This window comes from Streptomyces sp. NPDC053426, from assembly GCF_055585405.1.
Genome location: NZ_JBVJKE010000002.1, coordinates 89,703 through 103,512 on the forward strand (window position 1 = coordinate 89,703; position 13,810 = coordinate 103,512).

Consider the following 13,810-nt stretch of genomic DNA (forward strand, 5'->3'; position numbering starts at 1 on the left):
ATGTGCTGCTCAGCCGGCCAGCCGACGGCCGGCGTCCTCGAGCCGGTCCGCGAGGGAGCCGTTGATGACCTCGTCACCGACCTGCACCCGGATCCCGCCGACGACCTCGGGGTCGACGTCGAGGTTGAGGTGCATCCGGCGGCCGTAGAGCTTCGCGAGGGCGTTGCCCAGGCGCTGCTTCTGCTGGTCGCTCAGCGGCACCGCGGAGGTGACGACGGCCACCATGCGGTCGCGGCGCTCGGCGGCGAGCTTGGACAGGGACTCCAGTCCCGACTCCAGGCTACGTCCCCGCGGCGCGGTCACAAGACGCGTGACCAGACGCTCGGTGGCCGCGTTCGCCCTGCCCCCGAGCAGGCTGCGCAGCAGCTCGCCCTTGGCGGAGGCGGTGGCGCTCCGGTTGGTCAGCGCGGCACGCAGCTCCGTGTTGGAGGAGACGATCCGGCCGAACCGGAACAGCTCGTCCTCGACGTCGTCGAGCGCGCCGGCCTTCTGGGCGGCGGTGAGGTCGGCCACGTCGGCCAGTTCCTCCAGCGCGTCCACCAGGTCGCGCGACTGCGACCAGCGGGAACGCACCATGCCGGACACCAGGTCCGCGGCCGGACCGCTGACCTGCGAGCCGAGCAGGCGCCGGGCCAGGTCGGCCTTGGCCTCACCGGCCTGCGCCGGGTCGGTGAGGACCCGACGCAGCGACACCTCGCGGTGGAGCAGCGCGGTGACGGCGGCCAGCTCACCGGCGAGCGAGCCGGCGTCCACGGACGTGGAGTCCGTCAGCGCGTCGAGACGCTCGCGTGCGGCTGCCAGGGCCTCGCGGCTCGCTCCGTTCATCGCGTGGCCTCGGCCTTCTGGTCGAGCTCGTCGAGGAAGCGGTCGATCACGCGGCTCTGCCGGGCGTGGTCCTCGAGGGACTCGCCGACGAGCTTGCCGGCCAGGTCGGTGGCGAGCTTGCCGACGTCCTGGCGCAGCGCGGACGCGGCGGCCTTGCGGTCGGCCTCGATCTGCGCGTGGCCGGCGGCGATGATCTCCTCGCGCTGACGCTGGCCCTCGGCCCGCATCTCGGCGATGAGCGTCGCGCCCTGCTCCTGCGCCTCCTGGCGCAGACGCGCGGCCTCGTGCCGGGCTTCGGCGAGCTGAGCCTTGTACTGCTCAAGGACGCTCTGGGCCTCGGTCTGAGCGGCCTCGGCCTTCTCGATACCGCCCTCGATGGCCTCGCGACGCTCTTCCAGGACCTTGTTGATGGTCGGGAGGAGCTTCTTGGCGAGGAAACCGAAGACGATGACGAAAGCGATGAGGCCGATGACAACTTCCGGCCACGGCGGAACGAGGGGATTCTCCTTCTCACCCTCGGCCGCCAGGAAAACCAGGGCGGATGTCACATCAGTGCCTTTCGTCGAAAGGGTCGGTCGTCAGGGTTCGTCTTAGTAGACGAACGGCATGACGAGACCGATCAGGGCGAGCGCCTCACAGAAGGCGAAGCCCAGGATCTGGTTGGCGCGGATCAGGCCGGCAGCCTCGGGCTGACGGGCCAGGGCCTGGGTGCCGTTACCGAAGATGATGCCGACGCCGACGCCCGGGCCGATGGCCGCGAGACCGTAACCGATGGAGCCGATGTGGCCTTCGACAGCAGCGAGGGTCTGGGACATGCCAGTTCTTCCTTCTCTTTACGGACCGGTGGGGGTTGGCCACCGGACGACTTGGGGGTGGGAACCTGGGGCGCTCAGTGGTGCTCGGCGAGCGCGCCCTGGATGTACGTGCAGGTCAGCAGGACGAAGACGTACGCCTGCACGGCCTGGATGAAGAGCTCGAAGAGCGTCATCACGAGGACCATGCCGAACGACACGGCGGAGAAGGCGATGCCGATGCCGTTGAGCATGTACCAGCTGGCGATCGTGAAGAGCAGCAGCAGGGTGTGGCCCGCGAACATGTTCGCGAAGAGTCGCACGGCGTGCGTGAAGGGGCGGACCAGCAGGTTCGAGAAGAACTCGATGGTCATCGACAGCGGCAGCACCGCGCCGAGCGACTTGTCGTAGCCCGTGACGTTCTTGAAGAAGCCGACGAAACCGTGCCGCTTGAAGGTGAGGGAGACCCAGGTGATGTAGACGATCAGGGCCAGCACCAGCGGGTAGGCGATGATCGACGTCACCGGGAAGGCGGCGACGGGGATGATCGACCAGAGGTTCATCATCCAGACGAAGAAGAACAGGGAGACGGCGAGCGGGACGTACTTCTCGCCCTCGCGCTTGCCGAGCGTCTGGTACACGATGCCGGTGCGGACGAAGTCGTAGCCGGCCTCGGCCACCATCTGGAGCTTGCCCGGGACGAGCTTGGGCTTGGCGAACGCGGCCCAGAAGAAGCCCACCACGATGATGGAACCGAGCAGCGCGAGCAGCATCGGCTTGTTGAAGTACAGGCCGTTGCCGTCTGCGTCGCCCCAGAGCGGCTCGAAGAGGAACGAGTGCAGGCCCGGAGCCGGGAAGCCACAACCGTCGAACAGGTGGCAGTCGGTCTCGAAGGCGAGCACCTGCGTCGGGTCAGCACTCACCGCGGGCTCCTTCATCGTGGCGCATAGGTACGGCAACCTCGTTGTGTCGGCGCGGCGCACGGCCGCGGTTCGGCACGGGACTGGTGGTTCGGATGTGGGGGCGGCTGGGGGGCATCTCGCCTCGCCATTGAGCAGGCGTCAGCTCGGATGCCCGCGCCCGCGATGCCGCAGTTGGCACCGGACGATAGCAGGAGTTCCGGGGCCTCTTTATCCCGGGCCTACCCCTCACGACGAGTGCCCCGGGTTTCCGGGCTTTCCGCTCGTCGTCGACTCGGGTTCGACGTACAGGATCTTGGCTTTCATGTGCGCGCGCGTCTGTGCGGCGATCCACACGAGCGTGGTGCCGAGAAGCGTGAGTGCGAAGGCCTTGGGGTGGAACAGGGTGGTGTCCTGGAACAGGGCGACGAAGATGAACAGCAGCAGGATCTGTGCCGCGTACAGCATCAGCCCCATGGCCTGGAACAGGTGCGGAAGCGATTTGGCGGTCCGCTGCAGTACGTAGAGGCCGATCCCCATGAAGAGGATCACCACCACGGTCGCGACGAGCGCCCCGATCGCGCCCTTGCCACCGGCGACCACCGCGCTGACGACGGCGGCGACAGCGCCGGCGGCAGCCGTGGGCACGGCGGCCTGGGCCAGGATCCGGACGTCATTGGACGGCATGGCGGCAACTCCGCTTTTCACAGGGGGCAGGGTGTCGTCATGGACGAGCGTAGACCCCCGGGCCGAGGGTGAATTCCTCGCGCCGGTGAACCGTCGCACTGCGGTTCTTCGGCTCTATCCGGGGTTCTCGTGAACGGTATCACAAACTATTTGATGCAGTCTTTACCTGCCTGCTGTGCTCGCCGTCACACATGAGAGTGAATCTGCGCGTCTGAGCGAGAACGCGGCCCGTTTGTCTGCTATTGGGGCAGTTTACACACCCGGCGGGGACCCAACGGCGCCCCATCGGAGCCCCACGACTTGGCAATGCTCTAGTCGGATTCTTACCTTGACCGTGATCGGTCGGCCAGGCGTGCGCGGGGGCCCACGGCGGTCGCGCCGTTGACGCCGGAGACACCCGCGGCGACCGGGGTGCGGTCGTCGTCGGCGGACTCGGGGTCCGCCGGGACCGACGCGTCCGGGGCGGCGGCGGCCAGGGCCGCCCGGCGGCGGCGCCGGTAGCGCGGCGGGACGAAGGCCTCCGCCCAGCGCGGGGCGCGCGGCGTGAAGCGCGGCAGCAGGAGCAGGACGAGGCCGAGCGTGGAGAGGACGACGACGCCCAGCACGATCCACATCGACGCCGAGTTCACGGAGTAGGTCAGCGCGCCGAAGGCGATCAGCGCCGACCAGAAGTACATGATCAGCACCGCCCGGCTGTGCGAGTGGCCGATCTCCAGCAGCCGGTGGTGCAGATGCCCCCGGTCCGCCGCGAACGGCGACTGGCCGCGCCAGGTGCGCCGTACGATCGCCAGGATCAGGTCGGCGGCCGGGATCGCGATGATCGTCAGCGGCATCACCAGCGGGATGTAGACCGGCACCATCTGGTGCACCGTGCTGCGCTCGGACCCGCCGAACAGGCTGTCCGGGTCCACCTGTCCCGTGATGGAGATCGCGCCCGCCGCCAGGACCAGACCGATCAGCATCGAGCCCGAGTCGCCCATGAAGATCCGCGCGGGGTGCATGTTGTGCGGCAGGAAGCCCAGGCACATGCCCATCAGGATGGCCGCGAACAGCGTCGCGGGGGCGGCGGCCTCGATGCCGTACGAGTACCAGATGCGGTAGGCGTACATGAAGAACGCGGCCGCCGCGATGCACACCATGCCGGCGGCGAGGCCGTCGAGGCCGTCCACGAAGTTGACCGCGTTGATGGTGATGACGACCAGCGCCACCGTGAGCAGGGTGCCCTGCCACTGGGTCAGCGCGACCGTGCCGACGCCCGGGATGGGCAGCCACAGGATCGTCAGACCCTGCATGACCATCACACCGGCGGCGATCATCTGACCGCCCAGCTTGATCAGCGCGTCGATCTCGAACTTGTCGTCCAGCACGCCGATCAGCCAGATCAGCGCGGCCCCGGAGAGCAGCGCCCGCGGCTCGTTGGACCTCTCGGAGAGCTGGCCCAGGTTGGTGAGGTGGTCGGCGGTCAGCAGGCCCGCGCACAGGCCGAAGAACATGGCGATACCGCCGAGCCGCGGAGTGGGTTCCCGGTGCACGTCACGTGCCCGGATCTCCGGCATCGCCCCCGCCACGATCGCGAACTTCCGTACCGGCCCTGTCAGCAGGTACGTCACCGCGGCCGTGATGCAGAGCGTCAGCAGGTATTCACGCACGGGCTTCCCCACAGGTCTCGCTGGCCATCACAGCCCCACACCCTAGCGAGGCACGCATATGAGTGGGGACTTCCGGGTAGCGACGATGGTTGCACGCGTGACTGTGCATCCGTGCCGCCCACCCCGGAACCGGCCCGTTCAGCGGGGGTACGGCGGGAACGCCGCGGCCAGTTCCCGTACGTCCTCCCGGGCCCGCGCGGGCTCGGTGCCGCCCCGCAGGACGCTCGCCAGCAGTCCCGCGACGAACGTCATCTCCCTCGCCCCCATGCCCTGCGTGGTCACCGCCGCCGTGCCCAGGCGCAGCCCGCGGTCGTCGTCGTGCGGGAGCGCGCAGCAGTCCAGGACGAGCCCGGCCGCCGCGAGCCGGCCGCGCGCGGCGCGCCCGTCGACGCCGAGCGGCGCCGGGTCGGCGGTGATCAGGTGGGTGTCGGTGCCGCCGGTGGTGACGGCCAGCCCCTCGGCGGCCAGGGCGGCGGCCAGGGCCCGCGCGTTGGCGACCACCTGGTGCGCGTACGCGGCGAACGCCGGTGTCGCCGCCTCCCCGAACGCGACGGCCTTGGCCGCGACGGTGTTCATCGGGGCGCCGCCCTGGGTGAAGGGGAAGACCGCCCGGTCGACGCGCTCGGCCAGCTCGCCGCCGCACAGGATCATCCCGCCGCGCGGCCCCCGCAGCACCTTGTGCGTCGTCGCGCACACGATGTCCGCGTACGGCACCGGGCTGGGCGCCGCTCCCCCGGCGACCAGGCCCATAGGGTGCGCGGCGTCGGCGATCAGGTACGCGCCCACCTCGTCGGCGACCTCGCGGAAGAACGCGTAGTCGATGTGGCGGGGGTAGGCGATGGAGCCGCAGACGATCGCCTTGGGGCGGCGCGTGTGCGCGAGGGCGCGGACCTGGTCGTGGTCGATGAGCCCGCTCTCCGCGTCCACGCCGTAGCCGACGAAGTCGAACCAGCGGCCGGAGAAGTTGGCGGGCGAGCCGTGGGTGAGGTGACCGCCGTGGGGCAGGCCGAGGGCGAGGACGGTGTCGCCGGGGCGCAGCAGGGCGGCGTACGCGGCGAGCACGGCGGAGGAGCCGGAGTGCGCCTGCACGTTGGCGTGCTCGGCGTCGAACAGCGCCTTCGCCCGCTCCACGGCGAGGCGCTCGGCGACGTCGACGACCTCGCAGCCGCCGTGGTGCCGGTTGCCGGGGTACCCCTCGGCGTACTTGTTGGCCAGCGGCGACCCGAGCGCGGCCAGCACGGCCGGCGACATGAAGTTCTCGGCGGCGATCAGCTGAAGCGAGCTCGACTGCCGCTCCCACTCCCCGAGCAGCACATCGGCCAGCTCGGGATCCTGCCGCCGCACCACATCGACCTCAAGGACATGCCCGACCGTCATACCGCCCAATGTAGGCCGAACCCCCCAAAACCGCCCCCGCCCCGCCGCGGACAGTCCCCCCGCCGCCTCGCCGCGGGCACCCGCGCCGCCGCGGGCAGCCCCCCGCCCGCCACCGCTGCGGGCAGCCACCCCTCCCGCCCCGCTGTGGGCAGTCGTTCCGCAGGGCGGAACGGGTGGGCACAGCGGAACAACGCCGGAGGCCCTGCGAACCCACCCCGGCAGCCGGACGCCTACGCCCGAGCGGGCACCCCGGTCAGCGCCGTCACCACCGGATCCAGCGCCTCGAATATCTCGTCCCCGATCGACCGGAAGAACGTCAGCGGCGCCCCGTACGGGTCATACACCTCGTCCGCCTCGGCCGTCGGCGCCAACAGCCACCCGCGTAGAGCCGCGGCAGCCCGCACCAGCGCCCGGGCGCGCATGACCAAACCCTCATCCAGCGGCGGCAGGGTCGCCGGATCGATGGCATTGACCAGCCGCGTGAACTCCTTGAGCGTGAACGTCCGCAGCCCCGCCGAATGCCCCATGGAGATGACCTGCGCCCGATGATCCCGCGTAGCGGTCAGCACGAGGTCCGCCCGGATCACATGCTCGTCCAGCAGCTCCCGCCCCACGAACCCCGAAGCGTCCGCCCCGAACTCCGCCAGCACGGTCTCCGCGTGGGCCTCCATGGGCGCGCCCTCGTGCCCCCAGGTCCCCGCGCTCTCCACGATCAGCCCGCCGCCCAGGATCCCCAGCCGCTGGCTCACGAAATGCCGGGTCAGCCGCTCGGTGACGGGCGAACGGCACACGTTTCCGGTACTGACGTGGAGGATGCGGAAGGTGTCGCGCGGAAAACCGAAGGTCGTCGTGATCTCCGCGCTGGATTCCCCGTTGCCTATGCCACGCCCCGACTCAGGGGCCGTCAATTCGCCACCTCGAGGTCGGGTACCACCTTGCGCAGCTCCTCCGGCGAGATCGCGCCCTCGCGCAGCAGCACGGGCACGGGCCGGGTGACGTCGACGATGGAGGAGGGCACGTTCCCGGGGGTGGGCCCGCCGTCCAGGTACACGGAGACGGAGTCGCCGAGCATCTCCTGCGCGGCGTCGCAGTTCTCCGGCGCCGGGTGCCCGGTGAGGTTCGCGGACGAGACGGCCATGGGCCCGACCTCGGTGAGCAGCTCGATGGCGACCGGGTGCAGCGGCATCCGCACGGCGACGGTGCCCCGGGTGTCCCCGAGGTCCCACTGGAGCGACGGCTGGTGCCTGGCGACCAGCGTCAGCGCGCCCGGCCAGAACGCGTCGACCAGCTCCCAGGCCTGCTCGGAGAAGTCGGTGACCAGGCCGTGCAGGGTGTTCGGGGAGCCGATGAGGACGGGCGTGGGCATGTTGCGGCCCCGGCCCTTGGCGTCCAGCAGATCGGCGACGGCCTCCGAGGTGAACGCGTCGGCGCCGATCCCGTACACGGTGTCCGTCGGCAGCACCACGAGCTCGCCCCGGCGGACGGCGGACGCGGCCTCGCGCAGACCGGTCGTGCGGTCGGTCGCGTCGTTGGTGTCGTATCGCCGAGCCATCTAGCGGGCCTCCTCGTACGGGTGCTGCTGGGGGAATGAAGTATGCGGGGTGCTCACGGCAGCGCCTTGCGGGCGGTGGCGAAGCGGGGGCGCCTGTTCAGGTCGGGGTGGTCGGCCGCGTCGGCCCACCCCCGTTCCTCGGCGAAGATCCACGGAACCTGCCCGCCCTGGGTGTCGGCGTGCTCGACGACGACCACTCCGCCGGGCCGCAGCAGCCGGTGCGCGGTGCGCTCCAGGCCGCGGATCAGGTCGAGGCCGTCCTCACCGGAGAACAGCGCGAGGTCGGGGTCGTAGTCGCGGGCCTCCGGGGCGACGTACTCCCACTCGGTGAGCGGGATGTACGGCGGGTTGGAGACGACCAGGTCGACCTGGCCGTCGAGGTCCGGGAAGGCCGTCAGGGCGTCTCCCTGGCGCAGCTCGACCCTGGACCCCTCCATGTTCTTGCGGGTCCACCTCAGGGCGTCCTCGGACAGCTCCACGGCGTACACGCGCGAGCGCGGCACCTCCTGCGCGAGCGCCAGCGCGATGGCGCCCGAGCCGGTGCACAGGTCGACGATGCAGGGCTCGACGACGTCCATCGCGCGGACGGCGTCTATCGCCCAGCCGACCACCGACTCGGTCTCGGGCCGCGGGACGAACACCCCGGGACCCACCTGGAGCTCCAGGTAGCGGAAGTACGCCCGCCCGGTGATGTGCTGGAGCGGCTCGCGCGCCTCGCGGCGGGCGATGACCTCCCAGTACCGGGCGTCGAAGTCGGAGTCCCTCACGGTGTGCAGCTCGCCGCGCTTGACGCCGTGCACGAACGCGGCGAGCTCCTCCGCGTCGGTGCGCGGCGAGGGCACGCCGGCGTCGGCGAGCCGCTGGGTGGCCTGGGCCACCTCGGCGAGCAGCAGGTTCACGACGGTCCTCCGTGCTGGGTGCGGGCGGGATTTACGCGGCGGCGAGCTTGGCGGCGGAGTCCGCGTCGACACAGGCCTGGATCACCGCGGCGAGCTCGCCGTCCAGGACCTGGTCGAGGTTGTACGCCTTGAAGCCGACGCGGTGGTCCGAGATGCGGTTCTCCGGGAAGTTGTACGTACGGATCTTCTCGGAGCGGTCGACGGTGCGGACCTGGCTGCGACGGGCGTCGGCGGCCTCCCGCTCCGCCTCCTCCTGCGCCGCCGCGAGCAGCCTGGAGCGCAGGATACGCAGTGCCTGCTCCTTGTTCTGGAGCTGGCTCTTCTCGTTCTGGCAGGAGGCGACGACTCCGGTCGGGATGTGCGTGATGCGCACGGCGGAGTCGGTGGTGTTGACGGACTGCCCGCCGGGGCCGGAGGACCGGTAGACGTCGATGCGCAGGTCGTTCGGGTTGATCTCGACGTCGACCTCCTCCGCCTCGGGGGTCACCAGGACACCGGCGGCGGAGGTGTGGATGCGGCCCTGCGACTCGGTGGCCGGCACCCGCTGCACGCGGTGCACGCCGCCCTCGTACTTCAGCCGGGCCCACACGCCCTGGCCGGGCTCGATCTGCCCGCGGGCCTTCACGGCCACCTGGACGTCCTTGTAGCCGCCCAGCTCGGACTCGGTGGCGTCGATGATCTCGGTCTTCCAGCCGACGCGCTCGGCGTACCGCAGGTACATGCGCAGCAGGTCGCCGGCGAACAGGGCGGACTCGTCGCCGCCCGCGCCCGCCTTGATCTCGAGGATGACGTCCTTGTCGTCACTGGGGTCGCGCGGGACGAGGAGCAGGCGGAGCTTCTCGGTGAGCTCCTCGCGCTGCTTCTCCAGGTCCTTGACCTCGGCGGCGAAGTCGGGGTCGTCGGCGGCCAGTTCGCGCGCGGTCTCGATGTCGTCGCCCGTCTGCTTCCAGGAGCGGTACGTGGCGACGATCGGGGTGAGCTCGGCGTAGCGCTTGTTCAGCTTGCGCGCGTTGGCCTGGTCGGCGTGGACCGACGGGTCGGCGAGCTTCTTCTCCAGGTCGGCGTGCTCGGCGACGAGTTCCTCGACGGCCTCGAACATCTTGGGCTCCTGCGATTGCGTGGGTGAAGGGCGGGCGACCAAAAACGCCGGTCCCGGCCTGCCCCCTTCATTCGCGCGGTTCGCCTCCGGAGCGCTCGCGTCGGTGTCGAGAACACGATCGTGCTCAGCCCTTCGGGCCTCCGCGCGCTCGCGCCCTCGCCACCGACGCGCTCCTTCGGCTCACTCGCGTGAGCGGGGACGCGGCCGTGGACCGGCGATATGGGGCTCGCTACTTCTTGGAGCCGGCGGCCTTGCCGAAGCGGGCCTCGAAGCGGGCCACACGGCCACCGGTGTCGAGGATCTTCTGCTTGCCCGTGTAGAACGGGTGGCACTCGGAGCAGACCTCGGCGCGGATGGTGCCGCCGGGGAGCGTGCTGCGGGTGGTGAACGACGCGCCGCAGGTGCAGCTGACCTGCGTCTCGACGTACTCGGGGTGGATGTCGCGCTTCAAGGTGTCTCCTAGGTTCGGGAGGGCACCGGGTCGCTGCCGCGGGGTGCGGGGGCGTGAACCGGGGCCGACTCACCAGTCTGCCAGGACTGGCGTCCTCTCCCAAAACCGGGGGTTGCCGTCGTTTGTTCCCCGCGGGCCGGTGGGGGCTTGTCGCGCAGTTCCCCGCGCCCCTTGAAAGCCCCTCGTTTCACCAGTGGCCGTTCCTTCCGTGGCGCTCTTCGGGATCGGCTGGTCGTTCTTCAGGGCGTTCCAGACCTGCTGGGCCTCAGCTTTCTTGATCAGGACCCGGTTGGCGTCGGCCGGGTCGTAGGCGACCGGCATGGTGATCATGTGCAGGCCGGCGGGGGTGATGTCCTTCAGGCCGGACGCGAAGGACATCAGGGCGTTGACCGAGCCCAGGTCGGAGTCGGTGGTGACGGTCCTGGTGACGGTGTCGGCGAGGTCGTACAGCTTCTTGGGGCCGGTGAGGACGCCGACCTCCCCGACCTGCCGCACCAGGGCCTTGACGAAGGCCTGCTGGAGCCGGATGCGGCCGAGGTCGGAGCCGTCGCCGACGCCGTGCCGGGTGCGCACCAGGGCGAGGGCCTGTTCACCGTCGAGCCGGTGGGTGCCGGCCTTCAGGTCGAGGTGGCTGTCCGGGTCCTCGATGTCCTCACCGGTGGTGACCTCGACGCCGCCGAGTTCGTCGACGAGTTTCCGGAAGCCGGTGAAGTCGATCTCCAGGTAGTGGTCCATGCGCAGGTCGGTGATCGACTCGACGGTCCTCACCGCGCAGGCCGCCCCGCCCGTGGCGTAGGCGGAGTTGAACATCACACCGCTCGCCGCGGGGTGGGTGCCGCCGTCGGTGTCGGTGCACTCGGGGCGGTCGACGACGGTGTCGCGCGGGACGGAGACCACGCTCGCCCTCTCGTGGCCCTCGTGGACGTGGACGATCATCGCGGTGTCGGAGCGGGCGCTTCCGTCGTCGGCGCCGCCGCCGATCTCCTTGTTGCCGCCGGAGCGGGTGTCGGAGCCGAGGACGAGGATGTTCTCGGAGCCGTCGCCGGCCTTCTCGGGCCGGTCGGCGCCGAGGACCCGGTCGATGTCGAGGCTCTCGATGTTGCCGTTGAGCTTGACGTACACGTATCCGGCGCCGGTGCCGCCGAGGGCGACGACGCCGACGGCCGTCCAGGCCGCGACCCTCAGGCCCCGGCGCCCCTTGCCCCGGTGGCCCGGTGTGCTCTCGGCAGACATGTGCTCCTCGGCTCGTCCCCGGACGGTTACCCCCTGCACCCGGTGTCAGACCCGGCCCTCACAGCCGTACGGCATCCATCGTCCCGCCGGCCGCCCCCTCGCCGCACGCGGAAGGGCCGCCCCCTCGCGGGAGCGGCCCTTCCGGTGGAAAACGCGACGGGAAAGCGCGACGTCAGTCGCCGTTGCCCGGGGTCGTCTTCTGGATCTGCATCAGGAACTCGGCGTTCGACTTGGTCTGCTTCATCTTGTCGAGGAGCAGCTCGATCGCCTGCTGCTGGTCGAGCGCGTGCAGCACCCGGCGCAGCTTCCAGACGACGGCCAGCTCCTCGTTGCCGAGCAGGATCTCCTCCTTGCGGGTACCGGACGCGTCGACGTCCACCGCGGGGAAGATGCGCTTGTCGGCGAGCTTCCGGTCGAGCTTGAGCTCCATGTTGCCGGTGCCCTTGAACTCCTCGAAGATCACCTCGTCCATGCGGGACCCGGTGTCCACCAGGGCGGTGGCGAGGATGGTCAGCGAGCCGCCGTCCTCGATGTTGCGGGCCGCACCGAAGAAGCGCTTCGGCGGGTACAGGGCGGTCGAGTCGACACCACCGGACAGGATGCGGCCGGAGGCCGGGGCGGCGAGGTTGTACGCACGGCCCAGACGCGTGATCGAGTCGAGCAGCACGACGACGTCGTGACCCAGCTCCACCAGGCGCTTGGCACGCTCGATGGCGAGCTCGGCGACCGTGGTGTGGTCCTCGGCGGGGCGGTCGAAGGTCGAGGAGATGACCTCGCCCTTCACCGACCGCTGCATGTCGGTGACCTCTTCCGGACGCTCGTCGACGAGGACGACCATCAGGTGGCACTCGGGGTTGTTGTGGGTGATCGCGTTGGCGATCGCCTGCATGATCATGGTCTTGCCGGTCTTCGGCGGGGCCACGATCAGACCGCGCTGGCCCTTGCCGATCGGCGACACGAGGTCGATGATCCGGGTGGTGAGGACGCCGGGGTCCGTCTCCAGGCGGAGGCGGTCCTGCGGGTACAGCGGGGTGAGCTTGTTGAACTCCGGGCGGCCGCGGCCGTGTTCGGGCGCCATGCCGTTGACGGAGTCCAGGCGGACCAGCGCGTTGAACTTCTCGCGGCGCTCGCCCTCCTTGGGCTGGCGCACGGCGCCGGTGACGTGGTCGCCCTTGCGCAGGCCGTTCTTGCGGACCTGGGCGAGGGAGACGTACACGTCGTTCGGGCCGGGCAGGTAGCCGGAGGTCCGGATGAACGCGTAGTTGTCGAGGATGTCGAGGATGCCCGCGACCGGGATCAGGACGTCGTCCTCGGTGAGCTGCGGCTCCTGGCCCATCTCGTCGCGGCCACGACGGCCACGGCGGTCGCGGTAGCGCCCGCGACGGCCACGACGGCCGCCCTCGAAGTCGTCGTCGTCGTGCTGCTGACGGTCCTGTCGGCCGCCGCCGCCCTGCTGGTTCTGCTGACGGCCCTGGCCCTGCTGCTGGTCGTCGCCCTTGCCGCGACGGTCCCCGCGGTCGCCACGCTCACCGCGGTCACGGTCGCGGCCGCGCTCACGGCGGTCGCGGCGGCGGCCCTCGCCGCCGTCGTGGTCGCCCTTGGCGTCGCCCTGCTGCTGCGACTGCTGCTGGGCCGGGGTCTCGGCCTTGGGCTCGGCCTTCGCCTCGGCGGTGACCGTCTCGGTCGCGGCGGCGGCCGGGGCGCCCGCCTCGGCGGTGGCGCGACGGCGGCGGCGCTCGACGGGAGCGGCCTCCTCGGCCTGCTCGGACTGGCCGGCGGCCTTCGGGGAGGGCTGGCCCGGGATCTCGATCTGCTGCTGGGCCGCGGCCTTCTCGGCGGGGGCCTGCTCGGCCTTGGCGTCGGCCTTCTTCTCGGCGGCCTCGCCCGTACGGGTCCGGGAGGTGGCACGGCGCTTGGGCTTGGTCTCGGCGGCGGACTCGGCCTTGGCCGGGGCGGCTGCCCCTCCGGCGGCCTGCGCCTCCTTGATGACCTCGATCAGCTGGCTCTTGCGCATCCGCGCGGTGCCCCTGATCCCGAGGCCGGATGCGACCTGCTGCAGTTCGGCCAGCACCATGCCCTCGAGGCCGGTACCGCGGCGCCGCCGGGAGCCGGCACCGGTGGCAGGCGCGGAAGCGTCCGTGGCGGGCGCGGCAGCGGTCTCCTCGACACGTGCGCCCATCAGATCGGTGGTGTCGCTCACGAAGGGTCCTTCCCTGGAGCGGACGTCGGCCTGTCTGGCTCGGCGACCGGTTGTGCTGTCCGGCATCGGTCCTTGCTGTGTGAACCGTGCCGGGGCGGTTGTCCGCCTGAGCGGCGGAAGAGATATCTGGTGATGGCGCTTCCCCGAG

Annotated in this window: 14 protein-coding genes; all 14 read right to left on the minus strand. The window is 70.8% G+C overall.

The window, feature by feature from the left end; genetic code table 11:
* Positions 1 to 9 precede the first annotated feature (9 nt).
* A complete protein-coding gene (locus ACZ62B_RS04230) occupies positions 10 to 825 on the minus strand; it encodes a F0F1 ATP synthase subunit delta (RefSeq protein WP_344568743.1) in 816 nt (271 codons plus the stop codon).
* Positions 822 to 1,373, minus strand: a complete 552-nt coding sequence (locus ACZ62B_RS04235) for a F0F1 ATP synthase subunit B (RefSeq protein WP_201263004.1) — start codon at positions 1,371 to 1,373, stop codon at positions 822 to 824. Before ACZ62B_RS04235 ends, ACZ62B_RS04230 begins: the two co-directional genes overlap by 4 nt.
* A gap of 42 nt (positions 1,374 to 1,415) precedes the next feature.
* Positions 1,416 to 1,640, minus strand: a complete 225-nt coding sequence (gene atpE, locus ACZ62B_RS04240; RefSeq protein WP_073932498.1) for an ATP synthase F0 subunit C — start codon at positions 1,638 to 1,640, stop codon at positions 1,416 to 1,418.
* A gap of 74 nt (positions 1,641 to 1,714) precedes the next feature.
* Positions 1,715 to 2,554, minus strand: coding sequence for a F0F1 ATP synthase subunit A (gene atpB, locus ACZ62B_RS04245; RefSeq protein WP_073932497.1), 840 nt, complete (start codon positions 2,552 to 2,554; stop codon positions 1,715 to 1,717).
* 210 nt (positions 2,555 to 2,764) lie between these two features.
* Positions 2,765 to 3,202 (minus strand): hypothetical protein, encoded by a 438-nt coding sequence (locus ACZ62B_RS04250; protein ID WP_344568746.1) that lies wholly within the window; start codon positions 3,200 to 3,202, stop codon positions 2,765 to 2,767.
* Between the two features lie 323 nt (positions 3,203 to 3,525).
* Complete coding sequence (locus tag ACZ62B_RS04255; protein ID WP_344568748.1) at positions 3,526 to 4,851, minus strand: MraY family glycosyltransferase; 1,326 nt, start codon at positions 4,849 to 4,851, stop codon at positions 3,526 to 3,528.
* Between the two features lie 138 nt (positions 4,852 to 4,989).
* Positions 4,990 to 6,228 carry a serine hydroxymethyltransferase gene (locus ACZ62B_RS04260; RefSeq protein ID WP_468719290.1) on the minus strand — a complete coding sequence of 413 codons (1,239 nt, stop codon included), beginning with the start codon at positions 6,226 to 6,228 and terminating at the stop codon, positions 4,990 to 4,992.
* 230 nt (positions 6,229 to 6,458) lie between these two features.
* Complete coding sequence (locus tag ACZ62B_RS04265; RefSeq protein ID WP_344568752.1) at positions 6,459 to 7,136, minus strand: arsenate reductase/protein-tyrosine-phosphatase family protein; 678 nt, start codon at positions 7,134 to 7,136, stop codon at positions 6,459 to 6,461.
* Entirely contained in the window at positions 7,133 to 7,780 is a 648-nt protein-coding gene (locus tag ACZ62B_RS04270) for an L-threonylcarbamoyladenylate synthase (protein WP_344568754.1), read from the minus strand. Before ACZ62B_RS04270 ends, ACZ62B_RS04265 begins: the two co-directional genes overlap by 4 nt.
* Before the next feature lie 53 nt (positions 7,781 to 7,833).
* Positions 7,834 to 8,679: a peptide chain release factor N(5)-glutamine methyltransferase gene (prmC, locus tag ACZ62B_RS04275; RefSeq protein WP_344568756.1), complete on the minus strand. Its 846-nt coding sequence runs from the start codon at positions 8,677 to 8,679 to the stop codon at positions 7,834 to 7,836.
* Between the two features lie 31 nt (positions 8,680 to 8,710).
* Positions 8,711 to 9,778 (minus strand): peptide chain release factor 1, encoded by a 1,068-nt coding sequence (prfA, locus tag ACZ62B_RS04280; RefSeq protein ID WP_085572323.1) that lies wholly within the window; start codon positions 9,776 to 9,778, stop codon positions 8,711 to 8,713.
* A gap of 229 nt (positions 9,779 to 10,007) precedes the next feature.
* Positions 10,008 to 10,229, minus strand: a complete 222-nt coding sequence (gene rpmE / locus ACZ62B_RS04285; protein ID WP_073932489.1) for a 50S ribosomal protein L31 — start codon at positions 10,227 to 10,229, stop codon at positions 10,008 to 10,010.
* 69 nt (positions 10,230 to 10,298) lie between these two features.
* Complete coding sequence (locus ACZ62B_RS04290; RefSeq protein WP_469689254.1) at positions 10,299 to 11,462, minus strand: LCP family protein; 1,164 nt, start codon at positions 11,460 to 11,462, stop codon at positions 10,299 to 10,301.
* A 172-nt stretch (positions 11,463 to 11,634) separates the two neighbouring features.
* Positions 11,635 to 13,662 carry a transcription termination factor Rho gene (rho, locus tag ACZ62B_RS04295; protein ID WP_469689255.1) on the minus strand — a complete coding sequence of 676 codons (2,028 nt, stop codon included), beginning with the start codon at positions 13,660 to 13,662 and terminating at the stop codon, positions 11,635 to 11,637.
* Positions 13,663 to 13,810 lie beyond the last annotated feature (148 nt).